Here is a 19,774-nt window from a genome sequence, read left to right as displayed (position 1 = left end):
CGATAGGATACTGCCATGCGGCTGACCAACGTCACCCACCTGCGCCTACCGTTCGGACGACTTTGGGGCTACGAGGCCAGTGTGTCTGCGCTCGAGCGGCGTCTTCCGGTGTCCTTTGACCAGCGGCTCCATGTGGGGGCAGGCGACCGCCCCGGCTCCTGGATGGCATTGTCTTTTCGGCTGCCCGCACCAGCCCATCGTGAGTCAATTGCCGATGCCTGGCTGGCTGTCGTCGCCCGTCATGGCACACTGCGAACGGCGTTCGTGCCCGGTGCGGATGGTGATCCGGAGCTTCACGAAATCGTCATTAGTGCGGGAACCTGGGTCGAGCATCAGGTCTTACCTGGTCAAGCCGTCAATGACGCGGTGCGGGACATTCTCGATGCCGCATGTTCGCCATACCAACAGCCCTCACACCGGCTGTGCGTACTGGACACTTCTGCCGGACTCACCGTCGTGATTGCGGCCGACCACGCCCACGTCGACATGTGGTCGATGCTGGTGATCGCGCGCGACCTGCTGTCGGCGCTCGATGCTGGGCGGGCGGGCCGTAAACCGTTGCCCGGGCTAGCGCCGGCATTTGTTGAACACACGCAAGCACTGCTGAATCGGGATGCGGCGCCGGACCACGTGCGCCACCGATGGGAAGACATCATCGGGGACAGTGGCGGAGTCATGCCCCAATTCCCAATGCCCCTGGGTGCGCCCGATCCGCAGTGCGAGCGTGTAGAAGTGCGCGATGTATTCGATGTCGACGACGGTGCCGCATTTGCTGCGCAGGCCCGCAACGACGGAGTGTCGACGCTCGCCCTCGCTGTTGTTGCAATGACTGCGGTGACCCGCGAGTTGGCGGGAACCCCGCTGCGAGCCGTTTTTCCCGTGCACAGCCGCTTCGACGACAACTGGCATGACTCAGTCGGCTGGTTCATTACAAATTCGGTACTTGAGTCGGCGGTCGCCGAGCCGCGCGCTGCGGCGGCCGCGGTAAAAGAGGCTGTACAGCTTGGCTCGTGGCCGCTCGCGGACGTGCTGGCTCCTTGGGGCGGCATGCCCGCAGCTCCTGGTATGTTCGCGATCTCCTGGCTGGACCTGCGCAGGCTGCCGGTGCGAATCGACTCCGTCGGACTCGACGCCCATTATGTGAGCGCGGCAATCGACACCGACAGCGTCATGCTTTGGTTCATCCTGGACGAATCCGGTCTGCACTTGAGATGCCGTTACCCCGACACCGTTGAGGCTCGGGCGAACGTCGGCGGATGGCTTGATCTGCTGGTCGCTCGTTTGCAGGCAGATGCGCGATCCTCGGTTCGGGGAAAGCTGCGAGTGGGAGGCCGGACCTTCAGGCTGGAACGGGCGACGCGCGATGATGTTGAGGCCATCGCCGCGCTGCTGTCTGATGATCAGTTCGGTCCCGATCGGGAGTGCGTTGAGCTCGAACGATACGAGGCGGCCTACAGCGTGGTTGTGCGCGACAGTTCCAACTATCTGGGGGTTGTCCGCAATGATGCCGATCGCATCGTTGCCACGATGCAATTGACTGTCATTCCAGGTCTTTCCCGGGGTGGTTCTTCCCGGCTACAGATCGAGGGACTGCGAGTTGCGGCCGCGGAACGCTCACGTGGCCTGGGCACCGCGATGCTTGAGTGGGCACACAATTTTGGGCGTGCGCGCGGGGCACAACTGGCACAGGTGACCACCGACGAAGCACGGGAACGGGCTCGAGCCTTCTACACCCGACTCGGATATCGAACTTCCCACGTTGGGCTGAAACGGAGCATTTAGACACCTTCTCCGCGCGTCGTTGGTGGGCCGGAGACAGCGCATGGACATAAGGTAAGTTCCGCTCCGACGTCCGGCCCCGGGTGATTCTTGTGTTCTCAGGGTTGGGCCCCAAACCCTGCCCGGGACCAACCCAGGGCGGGACCCAATGTGGTGGCGATATCGGTGAGGATCTGCATGTAGTCCTCATGGTCGAAGCTGAAGGGCAGCGCGAATGCCACTTCGTCGACCTCCTGGAACCCCGCGTGTGCGTACAGCTGTTCCGCAATCTGATCGCTGGTGCCGATGAGATCGGGGGCGAACAGCATCCCTCGTGGCCCCTGCGGCGCCCGGGTCCGCGGCGTGCGTTCATCGACGTATCGCTGGTACTTTTCCCGCTGTTTGGCTGTAGCCGGAATCGGTCGGGATCACCACCAGGCCTTGCGAGACGCGGGCTGGTCCGTGCGGATGGGCTGATGTCGCGGCGGCTTCACGGTAGGCACGGATCTGGGATTGCTGGATTTCGGCAAACGCCGGTTCCTGATCCTTTTCGGGGAAGATCACGCTGCTCGAGAGCAGGTTGAATCCGTTGGCCCCGGCCCAGATGGCCGATTTCCTGCTTGCCGCCCCATACCAAAGTCGTTCACGCAGCCCGGAAGAGTGCGGTTCGACACGGTTGGAAAATTCCTCGACGACACCCTGCTTGCCGGAAATTTCCCGGACCGGTTCCCCTGCGATCAACCGGGCAAGCCGCTCCACGCGTGCGTAGCTGAAGTCCTCCAGCTCGGCGGAGTCCGGGTACAAATCCTGCTTCACCGTGTCGTAGTGCATTGGTTCACCCACGCTCAGGCCCGGATTGATTCGTCCGCCGGCGAGCAGATCCACGGTGGCCAGGTCCTCCGCCAAGCGCAACGGGTTTTCCCAGCCCACCGGGGTCACGGCCGTTCCAAGCTCGATCCGGGACGCACGTTGGCTGGCCGCGGCCATGACCGCAATGGGGGAGGAGATTCCGAACTGCAGATGGCGGTGGCGCAGCCAGGCGCTGTCGAATCCAAGCCGTTCGCCCAGCTCGATGACCTGCAATGTCGATTCGTGCCCCGCGGCCGGATCCGCCGGATCGAACAGGCCAATCGTGAGGAATCCAAGGTTGCGTAACGGCAGTGAGGAGTCGGGTATGGGCTTGCTTCAAGGATCGGTGTACGGCTGATCCTCATGATATGCCGACATTGGCCCACACCCTGAACCGCTAGAATTCAAGGAAAACAAGGACATTCAACGTCTGATTCCGGACAGGCAAAGGAGACGGCATGCCCCTGAGGCGTCTGATTCAGGTCATCACCGGGGCCGTCGCTGCGGCGCTGGTTATCTCGGGGTGCTCCCCTTCGGCGGGAGCGCCGCCGGTGGTGGTGGGTGAGACGAGCCGCGGCGGCAGCGCCACCGTGGCCGAGGTGAATGCCTTTACATCCTTCAACCCGCTCAGTGCCGACGGAAACACGGACATCAACACCAAGATCGGCCACATCACCCATTCCGGGTTCTACTACGTGGATGACACCGAAAAGGTGGTCCGGAACGAGAAATTCGGCCGGTACGAAAAGATCTCGGACAGGCCGCTAAAGGTGAAGTACACCGTCAACGAGGGTGTGAAATGGTCCGACGGCGAAGCCATCGACGCCGGCGACCTCCTCCTGTCCTGGGCCGCCGGCTCGGGCTACTTCGACGACGCTGAACCCCAGGCGGGGACCGGCACCACGTACTTTTCGGCTGCAGCAGACAAGAGCGGCCTGGCAGTCACCGCCCTCCCGGAGATCGGCAGTGACGGGCGTTCCATCACGCTGGAGTACGCCTCGCCGTATGCTGATTGGGAAGTAGCCTTCGACGTCGGGCTCCCCGCCCATGTTGTCGCCGCCAAAAGCGGCCTCAATGACGAGGACGATCTTGTTGATCTGATCAGGGCCTCGCCCCGGGGCGACAGCGAACAGCCCTCGGTCAACGCCCCGCTGAAGCGGGTCAGCGACTTCTGGAACTCAGGCTTCGACACCAAGACGCTTCCTGACGATCCTGCGATGTACCTTTCGAGCGGCCCCTACATCGTCAGGGACATGGTTCCGGACGCCTCGATCCGGCTGGTCCGGAACAGGGACTATGTCTGGGGACCGGAGCCCTACCTGGACGACATCACCGTGCGGTTCACAGGTGCCGCCTCTACCGCCATCGCCGCCCTCAGGAACGGCCAGGCGGACATCATTGCCCCGCAGCCCTCTGCCGGTACCGAAAGCCTTTTCGACGGACTGGTGGAGCAGGGCAATACCGTCCAGCGCTTCAGCCAGTCCGGCTACGACCACCTCGATCTCAACTTTTCGGGACCGTTCGCCAACAAGGACGTCCGGGAAGCGTTCCTGAAGTCCGTTCCGCGGCAGGAGATCGTGGATGACGTGGTGGGCGGATTCGTCGCCGATGCGAAACCCCTGGACTCACACGTCTTCCTGCCACCCCATCCGAAGTATCCGGACACAGTGAAGAACAACGGTTCGGCCGGATACGCCAACCTGGACATCCAAGGCGCGAAGTCGCAGTTGCGGGATGCTGCTCCTAGGGTTCGCGTCCTATACAACAAGGACAACCCCAACCGCGTGCGGGCCTTTTCCCTCATCCGCGACTCCGCCCGCCTCGCCGGATTCACCGTTGAAGACGCGGGCCTCGGCAGCTCGGACTGGGCGAAAGCGCTCGGGGGCGGCAGCTACGACGCCGCCATCCTCGGCTTCATCGGACCCGGGGTCGGCGTCAGCCGCGTCCCGCAGATCTTCAAAACCGGTGGCGGCAGCAACTTCAACGGATTTTCCGACGTCGACGCGGACAAAGCCATGGAGCAACTGGCCGGCACTACGGACCTGGCAAAGCAGAACGAACTGTTGGCCGACATCGACAAACGCGTGTGGGAAAGTGCCTACGGCCTGCCGCTCTACCAGACCACGGGAACCGTCGCTTTCAGCAGCCGCGTGACGGGTATCAAGCCCAGCTCAGGCCCTTTGGGCGTCTGGTGGAATGTGTGGGAGTGGCGCCTGAAATAGGCCATCCCGGGAGCTTGTCGCCGTTGTGGGAGCCCGCCCCCGTCCTCGATTCGCAGCATGCCCTACCAGCGAGTAGCATGTGACTTGCGCAACTTCCAGGTACCGGCTAGTTATTGGCGGTTAACTGGTTACGGTTTGGCAACGGAGTATCAGTATTCGGACTTTGTGCGGTTAGGCTACTCGTATATGTAGGCCACGTCACAGTGAGAACCTGTGACTGGCCTGCCGGGGAGCAAAAGATTTCCCCTGAACATCTCCCACAACTCATAGGAGGCGGAATGCGTTTCACGCGCACTTCCAAAGCACTCGGCATCGTGGCCATCGCCGCTCTTGCCCTGACCGGCTGCGGCGCTGGAGGCGGCAGCACTGACGGTGCCACCACCCAGGCCGCCGGTGATCCCAACAAGGTCATCACCGCTTACAGCAACGAACCCCAGAATCCCCTGCTGCCGGCCAACACTAACGAAGTTTACGGCGGCCGTGTTGTCGAGTTGCTCTTCGAAGGTCTTCGCAGTTACGACGCCGATGGTAAGCCGGTCAACGCCCTTGCCGAGTCCATTGAGTCCGCTGACGCCCAGAACTGGACCATCAAGGTCAAGCAGGGCCAGAAGTTCACCAATGGCGAAGCGATCACCGCCAAGACATTCGTTGATTCCTGGAACTTCGCCGCGAACTCCAAGAACCTGCAGAACAACGGATTCTTCTTCGAGTCCATCGCGGGCTATGCAGATGTCTCGGCCGTGACCACCGAAAAAGCGGCTGATGGCAAGACCACCACCACGCCGGCGCCCACCGCCGAAACGATGTCAGGTCTGACGGCGACAGACGATTCGACGCTCACGGTGAAGCTGGCACAGCCGGAAGCCGACTGGTCGCTCCGCCTTGGCTACTCAGCCTTCTTCCCGCTGCCGTCCGCTGCCCTCGCGGATCCAAAGACCTTCGGCGAAAACCCCGTAGGCAACGGTCCTTACAAGTTCGAGAAGACCGGTGCCTGGGTACACGACCAGTCGATCTCCCTCGTGAAGAACGCCGACTACAGCGGTCCGCGCGAATCGAAGAACGGTGGCGTGACCTTCAAGTTCTATACGGATCCGGGCCCCGCATACACGGATCTTCAGGCCAACAACCTGGATGTCACCGACGTACTGCCCTCCAACGCACTGAAGACCTATGTCACGGATTTCCAGGACCGTAACGCCACCAAGCCGGTTGCTACTGACTCCACACTGAACATTCCGGGCTACAACCCGAACTTCCAGGGTGAAGCCGGAAAGCTGCGCCGCCAGGCTCTGTCCCACGCCATCAACCGCGAGGAAATCGCCAAGGTGGTCTTCAACGGAACCCGTACCCCGGCCAAGGCCTTCGCGCCGCCGGTGATCGACGGTTTCAAAGCAGACCTCAAGGGCAGCGAAGTCCTGAAGTTTGATGCCGCAAAGGCCAAGGACCTGTGGGCCCAGGCTGACAAGATCCAGCCGTACGACGGCTCCAAGCCGCTGCAGATTGCCTCCAACACCGATGGTGGCAACAAGGAATGGATCGACGCCGTGGCCAACGGCTTCAAGAACAACCTCGGCATCCAGGCTGAAATCCAGCCTTTCGCCAAGTTCGCGGAAGTACTCAACCTGCGTAAGTCCCAGTCCCTCCCGGGCCTGAGCCGTGCAGGCTGGCAGGGTGACTACCCGTCGCTCTACAACTTCCTCGGACCGGTCTGGGCAACGGGCGCATCCTCCAACTACGAGAAGTACTCGAACCCTGAGTTCGACAAGCTGCTCCAGGAAGGACTTGCCGCCAAGACCACTGATGAGGCCAACGCCAAGTTCAACCAGGCCCAGGAGATCCTCTTCGAGGACCTACCCGGACTGCCGCTCTGGGACCAGGCAAAGCCGATCGTGTGGAGCGAGAACGTTGTGAAGGCCGAGACCGGCTGGAACGGCGGCATTCTCTACTACAACATCACGGCCAAGTAGTCTCCAGGATCTAACTTGCCGCCAGGCGTATGGGGGTCCGGTCAAAAGCCGGGCCCCCATTGTCCTGCTCGGCAGGAAGGCACAAATGAAACACCTCTCTTCGCATCCGGAAGGCTGGTGATCCGGTGGTCCGCTTTATCCTTCGCCGGCTCCTTCAGGCAATTCCCGTCTTCATTGGCACCACTCTTTTGGTCTACTACATGGTGTTCGCCCTGCCGGGTGACCCTATTGCAGCACTGTTCGGCGACCGCCAACCACCACAGGCCGTCATCGATACACTGCGCAGCCAGTACCACCTGGATGAACCCTTCTGGGTCCAGTACGGACTTTTCCTCCAGAATATTTTCACCTTCAACCTGGGCAACGACTTCACGGGCCAGCCAATTGCGGCCTCGTTAGCGAGGGTCTTTCCAGTGACAGCCATGTTGGCCATAGAGGCGCTGGCTATCCAAACGGTATTCGGCGTGGGTTTCGGCGTCTTTGCCGGGCTGCGTCGTGGTGGCTGGTTTGACTCCACCGTGCTGGTGGCCTCGCTGGTTGTCATCGCGGTTCCCACCTTCGTTCTCGGCTTTGCTTTCCAGTTGGTCTTCGGAGTCCAATTGGGCTGGGCCAAGCCGACCGTCGGCGCCAACGCCGATTGGGGCAATTTACTGCTGCCGGCAACGGTTCTGGGCCTGGTGTCGTTTGCCTACGTGCTCCGGCTGACGCGGGCATCCGTCAGCGAGAGCATGAATGCCGACTACGTGCGGACAGCTACCGCGAAGGGTCTTTCCCGGCCCCGCGTTGTGGTGGCGCACATCCTGCGCAACTCCCTGATCCCCGTCGTAACGTTCCTAGGCGCAGACCTTGGCGGTCTGATGGGCGGCGCGATTGTCACGGAAGCCATCTTCAATGTTCCGGGCGTGGGCAACAAGCTTTTCCAGGCCACTTTGCGGAGTGAGGGCCCCACCATTGTTTCCATAGTCAGCGTGCTGGTGCTGGTGTTCGTGGTGGCCAACCTGCTCGTTGATCTCCTGTACGCCTGGCTGGACCCGAGGATTCGTTATGACCAGTAGAGATACCCATTTTGTTGCACCCATAGATGAGACGCCGCTGCAGGCAACAGATGCCCTGAAGACGGATCAGGCACCACTAAGCCTTTGGGCTGACGCCTGGCGCAAGCTTCGCCGTCGTCCGTTGTTCATCATTTCGTCGCTGTTGATTCTGGCTTTGATCATCATCGCCTTGTTCCCCAGCCTCCTGTCGACGGTGCCGCCGAACGATGACTGCCAACTAGGCAATTCCGAGGCCGGTCCAGCGCCCGGGCACCCATTCGGGTTTACGTTCCAGGGGTGCGACATCTATTCGAGGGTGGTCCACGGAACGCAGGCTTCGCTCTCGGTTGGCGTCCTGTCTGTGCTCTGCGTCGTGATCATCGGCGTGACGATTGGTGCGATCGCGGGATACTACGGCGGCTGGGTAGATTCGGTCCTGGCTCGGCTCGGTGATATCTTCTTCGCCTTGCCTTTGGTCCTTGGCGCTCTGGTCATTACCCAGTTGCCCGCCTTCCGGGAGAACAAAAGCGTATGGACTGTGGTGGTGATTATTGCCTTGCTGGCGTGGCCTCAAATGGCACGCATGGCGCGCGGCGCGGTCATCGAGGTCCGAAATGCTGATTTTGTCACAGCCGCCCGCGCTTTGGGCGTGTCGAAGGTTGGGGCACTCTTGCGCCATGTCCTGCCGAACGCCCTGGCCCCGATCATTGTTCTGGCAACTTTGGACCTGGGCATCTTCATTGTGCTGGAGGCTACGCTGTCCTTCCTTGGTATTGGCTTGCCGCAAAGCATCATGTCCTGGGGCAATGACATTGCGGGTGCGCAGTCGTCCATTCGGACGAAGCCGGAAATCATGCTTTACCCGGCAGCTGCCCTGTCCATTACAGTGCTCAGCTTCATCATGCTGGGCGACGCCGTGCGTGACGCCCTTGACCCGAAGAGCCGGCAGCGATGAGAGGCGAAAAGATGACGATTCCCGACGTTCGCGTCGACGAGGCAGGGTATTCAGGAACCAGACCCCTTCTGGAAATCCGCGACCTTGCCATCACGTTCAAGACGAGTACTGGCGAGGTTCAGGCAGTCCGCAACGCCCACCTGACCATCATGCCCGGGGAGACCGTGGCCATCGTGGGGGAGTCCGGTTCGGGCAAATCCACCACGGCTTTGGCCGCGATCGGCCTCCTGCCGACCAACGGAGCGGTGTCCGGCGGGCAGATCCTGCTCGACGGCGAGGACATCGCCCATGCCTCCGAAAAGCGGATGATCGAGCTCCGCGGCAACACGATCGGCATGGTTCCGCAGGATCCGATGTCCAACCTGAATCCGGTCTGGAAGATCGGCTACCAGGTCAAGGAGACCCTCCGCGCAAACGGCCGGCCCAGTGGTCCGGACGACATCGCCAAGGTCCTGGCTCAGGCTGGACTGCCGGATGCTCATCGGCGGGCTAAACAGTATCCGCATGAGTTTTCAGGCGGTATGCGCCAGCGCGCCCTCATTGCCATCGGACTGTCCTGTCAGCCGCGGCTCCTGATCGCGGACGAGCCAACGTCGGCACTAGACGTCACGGTCCAGCGGCAGATCCTGGATCACCTGGACACCATGACCACGGAACTGGGCACGGCTGTGCTGCTGATCACCCATGACTTGGGGCTGGCGGCCGAGCGTGCGGACAAGGTTGTGGTGATGTACCGGGGGCAGGTGGTGGAGGCTGGACCTTCGCTGGCGTTGCTCCAGAATCCGCAGCACCCGTATACCAAACGGCTGGTTGAGTCTGCACCTTCACTGGCCAGCCGTCGGATCCAGGTCGCCAAGGAACAGGGCGTGGAAGCGTCTGATCTTCTCGCCCCTGATGCGGAGGCGGCTGCCGCGGACCATGTCCTGGAGATCAGGGACTTGCGCAAGGTCTATAAGCTGCGGCAAGGGCTGGGGAAGTCGACGGACTTCGCAGCCGTGGACGGGGTCAGCTTCGACGTCGCGAGGGGAACCACCACTGCGATTGTGGGGGAGTCCGGCTCCGGCAAGTCCACCGTGGCAAAAATGGTGCTGCAGCTCGAAAAGCCTACGGACGGGAAGATCCTTTTCGACGGCGTCGATACGTCGTTGCTGAAGGCGCCTGAGCTTTTCAAGTTCAGGCGGCGGGTGCAGCCCATTTTCCAGGATCCATACGGCTCATTGGACCCGATGTACAACATCTTCCGTACCATCGAGGAGCCGTTGCGCGTCCATAGGATCGGCGACAAAGCGAGCCGGGAGAAGAAGGTCCGCCAGCTGCTCGACCATGTGGCGCTGCCGCAATCAAGCATGCAGCGGTTCCCGAACGAGCTCTCCGGCGGCCAGCGCCAGCGCGTTGCCATCGCGCGTGCGCTGGCTCTGGACCCCGAGGTGATCATCTGTGACGAAGCAGTGTCCGCCCTGGACGTGCTGGTCCAAGCACAGGTACTTAACCTGCTCGCGGACCTGCAGGCAAATCTCGGTCTGACTTATCTCTTTATCACCCATGACCTGGCTGTGGTGCGGCAGATTGCCGACCACGTCTGCGTGATGGAAAAGGGGAAGCTGGTGGAAACTGGTTCCACGGACGATGTCTTCGAGTCGCCCCAGCAGGAATACACCAAGGCACTGCTCAACGCCATTCCCGGTGCGAAGCTGATGCTTCCGCCCGAAGTGGCCTGATCCGGCCGCAGTATCCCGGGTTAAGGATGGAGTCGGTGCCTTCAGGGCGCCGGCTCCATCGCCTCTTAATGGTGTGTACAGCGCGCCAAGGGTCTGTTCGTCGGCTAAGCGCCTGTGTCAGTTCGCCGGGGTGGCTGTGGAGGCTGCCACCGGAACTGTGCCGTCCGGCCGTGGGCCGTCGAGCCCCAGCTGCCGAAGCCGGGCTCCAAGCAGCCCGCCCAGTGACCGGTGGCCTGCGGTATCCATATGGACGGCATCTGCCAGGTTCTTGGTGAGCTTGTATTTGGTCAGCCAGTCGCCCACGCCCACAAACGGTATGCCGTGCCTTTCCGCCACGGTCCCGAGGAGCGCGTCCACCTGCGTCCTACGCCCGCCGCCGTAGTTGGCGCCGCGGGCCAGGGTGCCGATCATGGCCATCCTGACGCCTGGGTAGCGGTCCCGGAGAGCGCCGATCAGCCGGTCGGCGTTGGCCACGATCTGGGCATCTGTAGCCCCGCGCGCGGCGTCGTTGCCGCCGCCCTGGATGACGATCAGCGCGGGCGTCCCGTACGGCAGCTTCCAGTCGCCGCGCTGCAAGGCGTCGATGTAGTTGCCCGTCGTGCCGTTGGACGCCACGAATCCCGTTCCGCCGAGCCCGCAGAAGTGGACCTTGTAGCCAACGGCGGCAAGTCCAAGTCGCGGCCAGCCGTCCGTGGGCTCGGATTGGGAATCGCCGATCAGGAGGGCAGTGTGGCGCATGTCCGGCACCACCACCTCGTCACGCCCGCTGGCCGGGTTGCGGTACACGGAACCGGCAGGCAGGCTGAGCGGATCCCCGCCGCGGGCCTGGTATGCGCCGGCCGCCGCCTGTCCCGGGGAGGGCGCGCCGGAAAGCGATGTTGCTTCTGGGGGCTGTCCGCAGCCGCCCAGGAGCGCGGTTACAACGATTCCAGAGGCGACAAAGCGGGTCAGAGCCGAGGCTTTTCGCATCAGGGATTCTCCGGGCTTGCTGTGGTTATCACAGCCATGATGGTGCATCAAGTCACAAAAATCCAGTGAGCTTGGTCACTCCTTGGACCGCGGCGCGCCGGAATTACCCACCGGCCGGACTGGGCCGATCCGAGATTTTTAGGCCAACAATAGGCTCAGCGTTTAGAATGAGGGAAGGAGCCCTGTGTTATTGGGCTAATCCGTCGTGCGTTCCGGTTGGAAATGTCGCGAAACAACAGCTGACTTCACCACTGAATCGAGCAATCACGCATGTCTGAAACCACCACCAACACCGCGGTAGCCACTGCATCGCGCAGTGACCTCCGCAACGTCGCGATCGTGGCCCACGTTGACCACGGCAAGACCACTCTGGTCGACGCCATGCTCAAGCAGACCAACTCCTTTGCCGAACATAACCACCTCGAAGACCGCGTCATGGACTCCGGTGACCTGGAGCGCGAAAAGGGCATCACCATCCTGGCCAAGAACACCACCGTGGCCTACAACGGACCGTCCTCCAACGGTGAAACCATCACCATCAACGTCATCGACACCCCCGGCCACGCCGACTTCGGCGGCGAAGTAGAGCGCGGCCTGTCCATGGTGGACGGCGTTGTACTCCTCGTTGACGCTTCCGAGGGCCCGCTGCCCCAGACCCGCTTCGTGCTGCGCAAGGCCCTGGCCGCGCACCTGCCGGTGATCCTCCTCGTCAACAAGACGGACCGCCCCGACGCCCGCATCGAGGAAGTTGTCCACGAGTCGATGGACCTCCTCCTGGGCCTCGCCTCGGACCTCGCCGACGAAGTTCCGGACCTGGACCTGGACAAGATCCTTGAAGTACCGGTCGTCTATGCAGCAGCGAAGGTTGGCCGCGCGTCCCTGGACCAGCCCGCCGACGGCTCCGCTCCGGACAATGAGGACCTTGAGCCGCTGTTCAAGACCATCATCGAGCACATCCCCGCTCCGACGTACAACCCGAACGGCGTGCTCCAGGCACACGTCACCAACCTGGACGCCTCCCCGTTCCTGGGCCGTCTTGCCCTGCTCCGCATCTACAACGGCACCTTGCGCAAGGGCCAGACCGTTGCCTGGGCCCGCGCCAACGGCGAGCTCAAGAACGTCAAGATCACCGAACTGCTGGCCACCAAGGCACTGGACCGTGTTCCCACCGAGTCTGCGGGCCCGGGCGAAATCGTCGCCGTCGCCGGCATCGAGGAAATCACCATTGGTGAAACGCTGACCGATGTCGACAACCCGCAGCCGCTGCCGCTGATCACCGTGGACGATCCCGCGATCTCCATGACCATCGGTATCAACACCTCGCCGCTGGCCGGCCGGGTCAAGGGCGCCAAGGTCACGGCCCGCCAGGTTAAGGACCGCCTGGACAAGGAACTGATCGGTAACGTCTCCATCAAGGTTCTGCCCACCGAGCGTCCCGACGCCTGGGAAGTCCAGGGCCGTGGCGAGCTCGCGCTGGCCATCCTGGTCGAGCAGATGCGCCGTGAAGGCTTCGAACTGACTGTCGGCAAGCCGCAGGTTGTTACCCGGACCGTCGACGGCAAGATCCACGAGCCGATGGAACACATGACCATCGACGTGCCGGAAGAGTACCTCGGCGCCGTCACCCAGCTGATGGCCGCCCGCAAGGGACGCATGACCAACATGGCCAACCACGGCACCGGCTGGTGCCGCATGGAGTTCATCGTTCCGGCCCGTGGCCTGATCGGGTTCCGCACCAAGTTCCTCACGGACACCCGCGGCGCCGGCATCGCAGCCTCCATCTCCGAGGGCTACGAGCCCTGGGCCGGCCCGATCGAGTACCGCACCAACGGTTCGATGGTGGCAGACCGCGCCGGAGTTGTGACGCCGTTCGCCATGATCAACCTGCAGGAACGTGGCTCCTTCTTCGTTCGCCCCACCTCCGAGGTTTACGAAGGCCAGATCGTCGGCGAGAACTCCCGCGCCGACGACATGGACGTCAACATCACCAAGGAAAAGAAGCTCACCAACATGCGTGCCGCTTCCTCGGACACCTTCGAGAACCTGACGCCGCCGCGCGACCTGACCCTCGAAGAGTCCCTCGAATTCGCCCGTGAAGACGAGTGCGTCGAGGTTACCCCGGAGTCCATCCGCATCCGGAAGCTCATCCTGGACGTCAACCAGCGCGCCAAGTCCACCCGGGCACGCGCCAAGGCCTAGTCCTAAATAGCACGTCACTGAAGCTGCCGGCACGACGGCGGGCGGGAACCCGCCGTCGTGCCGGCAGTTTCTTTTGTGTCAGGAAAGCGTCAGTTGCGAACGCGGGCCGGGCGGCGCTCCGGCGCCGGCGGCACTTCTTTGGCGGCCACCACCAGGTCCAAGGGGATCACGACGTCGGCCTGCCGCGTACGGACTGTGCAGCCGCCGTCGTCAGTGGCCACCAGATGCCCCAGGGCGTCCGTCAGGCCGCCGTCGATCCGGTAACGCACTACAACCCGTGTTCCGGGCGCGGCGGTGGCCAGAAATTCTCGGGGCGTAGGCTGGGCGGGACTCACCAGTTCATACTAAGGCGGCCGGCTAGGTTCGCGTGGACGGGCTGGGAGATAATAGGCTCAGAAGTCAATAGTCCGGCCGGTGCCGGATTCAAGTGCCGGCCACTGCCGGGAAATATCGTGGAGAGGCAAGGGACGTGACGTACGTAATCGCGCAGCCGTGTGTGGATGTCAAGGACAAGGCATGTATCGAGGAATGCCCCGTTGACTGCATCTATGAGGGTGAGCGTTCCTTGTACATCCACCCCGATGAGTGCGTCGACTGTGGTGCCTGCGAGCCGGTGTGCCCGGTGGAAGCCATCTACTACGAGGATGACACCCCCGAAGAGTGGGCCGACTACTACAAGGCCAACGTCGAATTCTTCGATGACCTGGGCTCGCCCGGCGGCGCCGCCAAGGTGGGCAACACGGGCAAGGATCACCCGATGATCGCCGCCCTGCCGCTGCAGAACCAAGACCACTGAGCCGGGCATCGCGTTGACCGCTGCCGTGAACAGCTTTGGCCTGAGCCTGCCCGACTACCCGTGGGAGGCCATGGCACCGTACCTGGCCAAAGCCTCTGAGCACCCTGGCGGGGCCGTGAACCTGTCGATCGGCACGCCTGTCGACCCCACTCCCGCTTTGATCCAGGACGCCCTCAGGGCCGCCGCGGACGCCCCGGGATACCCCACGGTCCACGGCACCGTTCCGTTGCGGGAAGCCATTGCGGCGTGGTTCGAGCGGCGCCGCGGCGTCCCCGGCCTGGACCCTAAGAACACTATGCCCACCGTCGGCTCCAAGGAGCTGGTGGCGTGGCTGCCGCTCCTGCTCGGGCTGAAGCCGGGCGACGTCGTCGTCCGCCCCAAGGTTGCCTACCCCACCTATGACATCGGGGCTACTTTCGCCGGCGTCACCTCTGTGGCTACCGACCACCTCGACGAGTTGGACAATGCCACCCGCGCACGCGTGCGGCTGATCTGGGTCAACTCCCCGGGCAATCCCACCGGAAGCGTCAGGGATGTTGAGTCCCTCAAAGCGATTGTGGCGCAGGCCCGCGAACTGGGCGCCGTAGTGGCCTCGGACGAGTGCTACGCCGAACTCGGGTGGGGCGCATGGGACGCACATCGCGGCGGCGAGCCCGTGCCCAGCATCCTGGATCCGCGCGTTTCCGGCGGGTCCCACGAGGGCCTTCTGGCCGTGTACTCGCTGAGCAAGCAGTCCAACGTGGCGGGTTACCGCGCGGCGTTTGTGGCCGGTGACCCGGCCATCATGGCCAACCTCGTCAACAGCCGCAAGCATGCCGGCATGATCGTCCCCTACCCGGTGCAGGAAGCCATGCGGGTTGCGTTGGGCGAGGACACCCACGTCCAGGCCCAGAAGGACCTCTACCGCGGACGCCGGGAGCGTCTGGTGCCGGCTTTGCAGGGCTTCGGGCTGGAGATTAAGGATTCCGACGCCGGACTGTACCTTTGGTCCACCGCCGGAGAGAGCACCTGGGCCACCGTGGCCCGGCTGGCTGAGCGGGGCATCGTGGTGGGGCCGGGCGTCTTTTACGGCGAAGCCGGCAACGGGTTTGTGCGTGTCGCATTGACGGGCACTGATGAACGCATTGACGCCGCAGTGGCCAGACTGGCCACGACGCCGTAACAATCATGTGACTCGCACCACAAAGACGGCATTTTACGGGGGTTTCGCACGCCTCCGATTAGTGACACCCGCAATCGGGCGGTACTTTTTAAGTGACTATCAATGGTGGCTTTCTACAAGAAGGCAGCCCGGGTGTTGGATTCCTGGATGAACAGGGTCACTGCCACGGCTCACCGGATGTTGGATCAAGCTTTCGACAGAGGCCCACGCGCCTCATGAAGGGGACTCCATGACTGAGACCAACAGCGCAACCCTGCACCATGCAGGAGGCGAGCTCAAGCTCCCGCGCATCCAGGTTGTTGAAGGAAACGAAGGCTACGACGTTTCCAAGCTGCTCAAGCAGACGGGCGCAGTCACCTTTGACCCCGGCTTCATGAACACCGCAGCAACCACGTCCGCTATCACGTACATCGACGGTGATGCGGGCATCCTGCGTTACCGCGGGTACCCCATCGAGCAGCTGGCACAGCACTCCAGCTTTCTTGAGGTGTCCTATCTGCTGATCTACGGCAACCTGCCGACCCCCACGGAACTGGAAGAGTTCGACCAGAAGATCCGCCGCCACACCCTCCTGCACGAAGAGCTCAAGGGCTTCTTCAGCGGCTTCCCGCGCGACGCGCACCCGATGCCCGTGCTGTCCTCGGCTGTTTCGGCGCTGTCCACCTTCTACCAGGACTCCCTGGACCCGTTCAACGCCGAGCAGGTGGAGGTCTCCACCATCCGCCTGATGGCCAAGATGCCGGTCATCGCCGCCTACGCGCACAAGAAGTCCATTGGCCAGCCGATGCTGTACCCGGACAACTCCCACAACCTCGTGGAGAACTTCATGCGCCTGAGCTTCGGCCTCCCCGCCGAACAGTATGAGGTTGACCCGGTCATCGCCAAGGCACTGGATCTCCTCCTGATCCTGCACGCGGACCACGAGCAGAACTGCTCCACGTCCACCGTGCGCCTGGTTGGCTCCTCCAACGCCAACCTCTTCGCCTCGGTGTCAGCCGGCATCAACGCCCTCTTCGGTCCCGCCCACGGCGGCGCCAACGAGGCAGTGCTGAAGATGCTCCGCCAGATCCAGGCCGACGGCACCAAGCCCGAGGACTACATGGAGAAGGTCAAGAACAAGGAAGACGGCGTCCGCCTCATGGGCTTCGGACACCGCGTCTACAAGAACTACGATCCGCGCGCCAAGATCGTCAAGGCCACGGCCCACGAGATCCTGAGCAAGCTCGGCGGCAACGACGAGCTGCTCGAGATCGCCATGCGCCTGGAAGAGAAGGCGCTGAACGATGACTACTTCATCCAGCGCAAGCTCTACCCGAACGTGGACTTCTACACCGGCCTGATTTACAAGGCAATGGGCTTTCCGGAGAAGATGTTCACCGTGCTGTTCGCGATCGGCCGCCTGCCGGGCTGGATCGCCCAGTGGCGTGAAATGATCAGCGACCCGAACACCAAGATCGGCCGCCCGCGCCAGCTGTACATCGGCGAGCCCGAGCGCGACTACCCGGTCCGCTAGTCCGGACTTAACTGAATTACGACGGCGGCCGGTCACCTTCTCCACGAAGGTGGCCGGCCGCCGTCGTTCATCACCAGCAAAGCAACGCGGGGTCACTTAACGCCCAAAAAGGGGTCCCGAAGGGGCGTTAATTGACCCTCCCCGCCCGCACCCTATCCTCGCAAGCTCGGCCAGGGAACCCTGCGGGCGTGGGCCCACGTTGCTGTTTAGACGGAGTAACCCAGGGGGTTGTTCTTCTGCCAGCGCCAGTGGTCCTCGCACATCTGGTCCACGGTCTTGGTGGTGGACCAGCTCAGGTCGGCCAGGGCGGAGGTGGCGTCGGCCCAGAAGGCCGGGAGGTCGCCCGCGCGGCGTCCGGTGATCTCGTAGGGGATGGGCTGGCCCACGGCCTTCTCGAAGGACCGCAGGACCTCCAGCACGGAGGAGCCCTTGCCGGAGCCAAGGTTCCAGCGGTAGACGCCTGAGCGGTCCGCGACGTGGTTGAGGGCTGCCACGTGGCCTTCGGCGAGATCGACGACGTGGATGTAGTCCCGCAGGCAGGTGCCGTCAGGGGTGTCGTAGTCCCCGCCGAACACCATCAGCTTGTCGCGGCGTCCCACGGCCACCTGGGCGATGAAGGGCACCAGGTTGTTGGGGATCCCCTGCGGGTCCTCGCCGATGCGGCCGGACGGGTGTGCGCCCACCGGGTTGAAGTAGCGCAGCAGGGCAATGTGCCAGCGGCTGTCAGCGGCGCCCAGGTCGGCGAGGATGTCCTCGATCTGTTCCTTGGTGCGGCCGTACGGGTTGTTGGCGCCGATCTCCATCTTTTCCACATAGGGGATGGGATTGTGCTCGCCGTACACCGTGGCGGAGGAGCTGAAGACGATGGAGCGGACATCGTGGCGGTCCATGACCCGGATCAGGTTCAGCGTGCCAACGAGGTTGTTGTAGTAGTACTTGAGCGGTTCGCGGACCGACTCACCCACTGCCTTGAGCCCGGCAAAGTGGATCACGGCGTCGATCGTGTGGGCGGCAAAGACGCCTTCCACTGCGGCTTCGTCCACCAGGTCCACGTTGTGGAATTCCGCGGTCTTGCCGCTGAGTTCGGCCACCCGGCGCAGTGACTCCTCGCTGGAGTTCACCAGGTTATCGATCACCACCACATCATGGCCGGCTTCCTGCAGGGACAAGACTGTGTGCGACCCGATGTACCCGGTGCCGCCTGTGACCAGAATTTTCATGCCCCCACGCTATCCCAATTCCGCGGATGTGTTGATTTAAGCACAGGTGTGCTAAATAATAGGGGTGCCCAAAATTGTAGATGCCGAAGCCCGGCGCGCAGAAATCGTTGAAGCGGTCTTCAGGATCATCGCCGTCGACGGTCTTGAGCGGGCGTCACTGCGGGAGGTGGCGGACGAAGCAGGCCTTGCCGTTGGCTCCGTCCGGCACTACTTCGCCGGCAGTGAGGAACTGCTCAGCCATTCCTTTGCCGCCGTTGTGGACCGGATCACGGGCCGGCTCACCGCGGCATTGCCGGCGATGGCCGCCAGCGAACCCGCGACCGGCCCGCATCGTGAGGCGGTTTTAACCCTGCTGGGTGAATTTCTGCCGCTCGACGAGGAACGGGCCGTGGACGCCTGCGTGTGGATGGCCTTCAAGAACGCAGCCAGGATCCGTCCCTTCCTCGCGGCCGAGGCTGATCGGAGCCACCGGGAGGTGGCTGCCGTCGTCGGGCAGGTCATCACCGCCCTGGTACCGGACGACGGCGACGGGCAGCAGTCGCTGGCGGTCGAGGCGGAGAGGCTGCTGGCTACGCTGGACGGGCTGTGCATGCACGCCCTCCTTCAGCCCGCCTGGATGACGGCACAGATGTGCCATGACGTCCTGGACCGGCACCTGAAGAGCCTGGCCGCCTGACATTACCGTCCGGTGGCATCGGGAATAGACTGGGAGCCGGGGGAGCGGAACCGGCTGGTCAGGCCGGTACAGGCAGGCCACAGGAGGAGTAGGGATGCATCACACAGGTGGTTCCGGCTGGCAGATCACTACGGATACGTCCGGGCCTCTGATGATCGCGCTCTTTGTCCGTGATGCGGCAGGACTCGACGGCGCCGGCCACCCTGCGTTGTCCCATGCCGCGCCGAAGATCCACCATGCCGACCACTCGCATCTCACCTCCGACGTCGGCGGGCTGAGCGCACTCAAGACCGAATGGGAAGCCTGGTGGGAGCAGTTGCTGAAGGCGCACCCCCAGACGTCACCGGAGCTGTCCCCGCCGGATTTTGGGGAATTCGGGAATTCCCCGGCCCTCCAGCGTGTCCTGCAGGCGCATTTCGGGTCAGCCCTGACCTGGGCACGGGAGCGCCGCAGTGAGTACGTCCGGCTGGAAGCCGAACGGGTGGCCAGCGGTTCGGACCAGCTGTTGGGAGACATGGTGGATGACCGCCTGCTGGAGGTGGGCCGGGGGTCACGGGACTTCACCCTGACCATCATCGAACTGCCGCTGAACGAACAGCGGGCGTGGTACCTGGAGCCGGACAAGATCATCATGAGCCACAACCTCATGTCCGCGCCGGAGCTCTTCCGCAGCTACGTCCAGCCCGTGGTGGACATCCTGGTCTGAGGCGGCGCGGTCAGCATCCGGGGCATCAGC

At 63.1% G+C, this 19,774-nt stretch carries 15 protein-coding genes and 1 pseudogene; 12 read left to right on the top strand and 4 right to left on the bottom strand.

The features are described from left to right. Positions 1-15 precede the first annotated feature (15 nt). Complete coding sequence (locus ACX80V_RS01825; RefSeq protein WP_485841720.1) at positions 16-1,782, top strand: GNAT family N-acetyltransferase; 1,767 nt, start codon at positions 16-18, stop codon at positions 1,780-1,782. Positions 1,783-1,877: 95 nt separating this feature from the next. Here the strand turns inward: ACX80V_RS01825 and ACX80V_RS01820 are convergent. Continuing rightward, positions 1,878-2,934, bottom strand: a pseudogene (locus tag ACX80V_RS01820) (LLM class flavin-dependent oxidoreductase). Positions 2,935-3,065: 131 nt separating this feature from the next. On the opposite strand from ACX80V_RS01820, the gene ACX80V_RS01815 reads away from it, so the two are divergent. The 5 genes from ACX80V_RS01815 to ACX80V_RS01795 all read left to right on the top strand — a co-directional run bounded on the left by ACX80V_RS01815 (position 3,066) and on the right by ACX80V_RS01795 (position 10,503). Next, positions 3,066-4,829, top strand: a complete 1,764-nt coding sequence (locus tag ACX80V_RS01815; RefSeq protein WP_485841719.1) for an ABC transporter family substrate-binding protein — start codon at positions 3,066-3,068, stop codon at positions 4,827-4,829. Positions 4,830-5,107: 278 nt separating this feature from the next. Further along, a complete protein-coding gene (locus ACX80V_RS01810; RefSeq protein ID WP_485841718.1) occupies positions 5,108-6,796 on the top strand; it encodes a peptide ABC transporter substrate-binding protein in 1,689 nt (562 codons plus the stop codon). Between the two features lie 125 nt (positions 6,797-6,921). Then, on the top strand, positions 6,922-7,851 hold the full coding sequence (locus tag ACX80V_RS01805) for an ABC transporter permease (protein WP_332761722.1): 930 nt from the start codon (positions 6,922-6,924) through the stop codon (positions 7,849-7,851). Then, positions 7,841-8,785, top strand: coding sequence for an ABC transporter permease (locus tag ACX80V_RS01800; RefSeq protein WP_332761724.1), 945 nt, complete (start codon positions 7,841-7,843; stop codon positions 8,783-8,785). Before ACX80V_RS01805 ends, ACX80V_RS01800 begins: the two co-directional genes overlap by 11 nt. A gap of 11 nt (positions 8,786-8,796) precedes the next feature. Further along, positions 8,797-10,503, top strand: coding sequence for a dipeptide ABC transporter ATP-binding protein (locus ACX80V_RS01795; protein ID WP_485841717.1), 1,707 nt, complete (start codon positions 8,797-8,799; stop codon positions 10,501-10,503). Positions 10,504-10,620: 117 nt separating this feature from the next. Here the strand turns inward: ACX80V_RS01795 and ACX80V_RS01790 are convergent, their stop codons facing one another. Continuing rightward, complete coding sequence (locus ACX80V_RS01790) at positions 10,621-11,472, bottom strand: SGNH/GDSL hydrolase family protein (RefSeq protein ID WP_485841716.1); 852 nt, start codon at positions 11,470-11,472, stop codon at positions 10,621-10,623. 270 nt (positions 11,473-11,742) lie between these two features. Between ACX80V_RS01790 and typA the strand changes: the two genes are divergently transcribed. Then, entirely contained in the window at positions 11,743-13,671 is a 1,929-nt protein-coding gene (typA, locus tag ACX80V_RS01785) for a translational GTPase TypA (RefSeq protein ID WP_058931842.1), read from the top strand. Between the two features lie 89 nt (positions 13,672-13,760). Here the strand turns inward: typA and ACX80V_RS01780 are convergent, their stop codons facing one another. Next, positions 13,761-14,006, bottom strand: a complete 246-nt coding sequence (locus ACX80V_RS01780; protein WP_485841715.1) for a putative acetyltransferase — start codon at positions 14,004-14,006, stop codon at positions 13,761-13,763. Between the two features lie 134 nt (positions 14,007-14,140). On the opposite strand from ACX80V_RS01780, the gene fdxA reads away from it, so the two are divergent. From fdxA to ACX80V_RS01765, 3 genes are all read left to right on the top strand, one after another. Continuing rightward, complete coding sequence (gene fdxA / locus ACX80V_RS01775; protein WP_056344030.1) at positions 14,141-14,467, top strand: ferredoxin; 327 nt, start codon at positions 14,141-14,143, stop codon at positions 14,465-14,467. A 13-nt stretch (positions 14,468-14,480) separates the two neighbouring features. Then, positions 14,481-15,629: a succinyldiaminopimelate transaminase gene (gene dapC / locus ACX80V_RS01770; RefSeq protein WP_485841714.1), complete on the top strand. Its 1,149-nt coding sequence runs from the start codon at positions 14,481-14,483 to the stop codon at positions 15,627-15,629. Between the two features lie 229 nt (positions 15,630-15,858). After that, positions 15,859-17,142 (top strand): citrate synthase, encoded by a 1,284-nt coding sequence (locus tag ACX80V_RS01765; RefSeq protein ID WP_058931844.1) that lies wholly within the window; start codon positions 15,859-15,861, stop codon positions 17,140-17,142. Positions 17,143-17,348: 206 nt separating this feature from the next. On the opposite strand, the gene galE is transcribed toward ACX80V_RS01765, so the two are convergent. Then, positions 17,349-18,362 carry a UDP-glucose 4-epimerase GalE gene (galE, locus tag ACX80V_RS01760; RefSeq protein ID WP_485841713.1) on the bottom strand — a complete coding sequence of 338 codons (1,014 nt, stop codon included), beginning with the start codon at positions 18,360-18,362 and terminating at the stop codon, positions 17,349-17,351. Between the two features lie 64 nt (positions 18,363-18,426). Here galE and ACX80V_RS01755 point away from each other — a divergent pair, with 64 nt between their 5' ends. Both ACX80V_RS01755 and ACX80V_RS01750 read left to right on the top strand, forming a co-directional pair. Beyond that, on the top strand, positions 18,427-19,038 hold the full coding sequence (locus ACX80V_RS01755) for a TetR/AcrR family transcriptional regulator (protein WP_485841712.1): 612 nt from the start codon (positions 18,427-18,429) through the stop codon (positions 19,036-19,038). Positions 19,039-19,132: 94 nt separating this feature from the next. After that, positions 19,133-19,744: a hypothetical protein gene (locus tag ACX80V_RS01750; protein WP_058931847.1), complete on the top strand. Its 612-nt coding sequence runs from the start codon at positions 19,133-19,135 to the stop codon at positions 19,742-19,744. Positions 19,745-19,774 lie beyond the last annotated feature (30 nt).

This window comes from Pseudarthrobacter arbutini (genome assembly GCF_054510915.1).
This window is presented reverse-complemented; position numbering and strand designations above follow the sequence as displayed.

Bases quoted from the DNA above. Each gene is read 5' to 3' on its own strand.
- ACX80V_RS01800 (WP_332761724.1), top strand. From the start codon at position 7,841: ATGACCAGTAGAGATACCCATTTTGTTGCACCCATAGATGAGACGCCG.
- ACX80V_RS01795 (WP_485841717.1), top strand. From the start codon at position 8,797: ATGACGATTCCCGACGTTCGCGTCGACGAGGCAGGGTATTCAGGAACC.
- ACX80V_RS01765 (WP_058931844.1), top strand. From the start codon at position 15,859: ATGACTGAGACCAACAGCGCAACCCTGCACCATGCAGGAGGCGAGCTC.
- ACX80V_RS01750 (WP_058931847.1), top strand. From the start codon at position 19,133: ATGCATCACACAGGTGGTTCCGGCTGGCAGATCACTACGGATACGTCC.
- ACX80V_RS01790 (WP_485841716.1), bottom strand. From the start codon at position 11,472: ATGCGAAAAGCCTCGGCTCTGACCCGCTTTGTCGCCTCTGGAATCGTT.
- ACX80V_RS01825 (WP_485841720.1), top strand. From the start codon at position 16: ATGCGGCTGACCAACGTCACCCACCTGCGCCTACCGTTCGGACGACTT.
- galE (WP_485841713.1), bottom strand. From the start codon at position 18,362: ATGAAAATTCTGGTCACAGGCGGCACCGGGTACATCGGGTCGCACACA.
- ACX80V_RS01815 (WP_485841719.1), top strand. From the start codon at position 3,066: ATGCCCCTGAGGCGTCTGATTCAGGTCATCACCGGGGCCGTCGCTGCG.
- ACX80V_RS01810 (WP_485841718.1), top strand. From the start codon at position 5,108: ATGCGTTTCACGCGCACTTCCAAAGCACTCGGCATCGTGGCCATCGCC.
- typA (WP_058931842.1), top strand. From the start codon at position 11,743: ATGTCTGAAACCACCACCAACACCGCGGTAGCCACTGCATCGCGCAGT.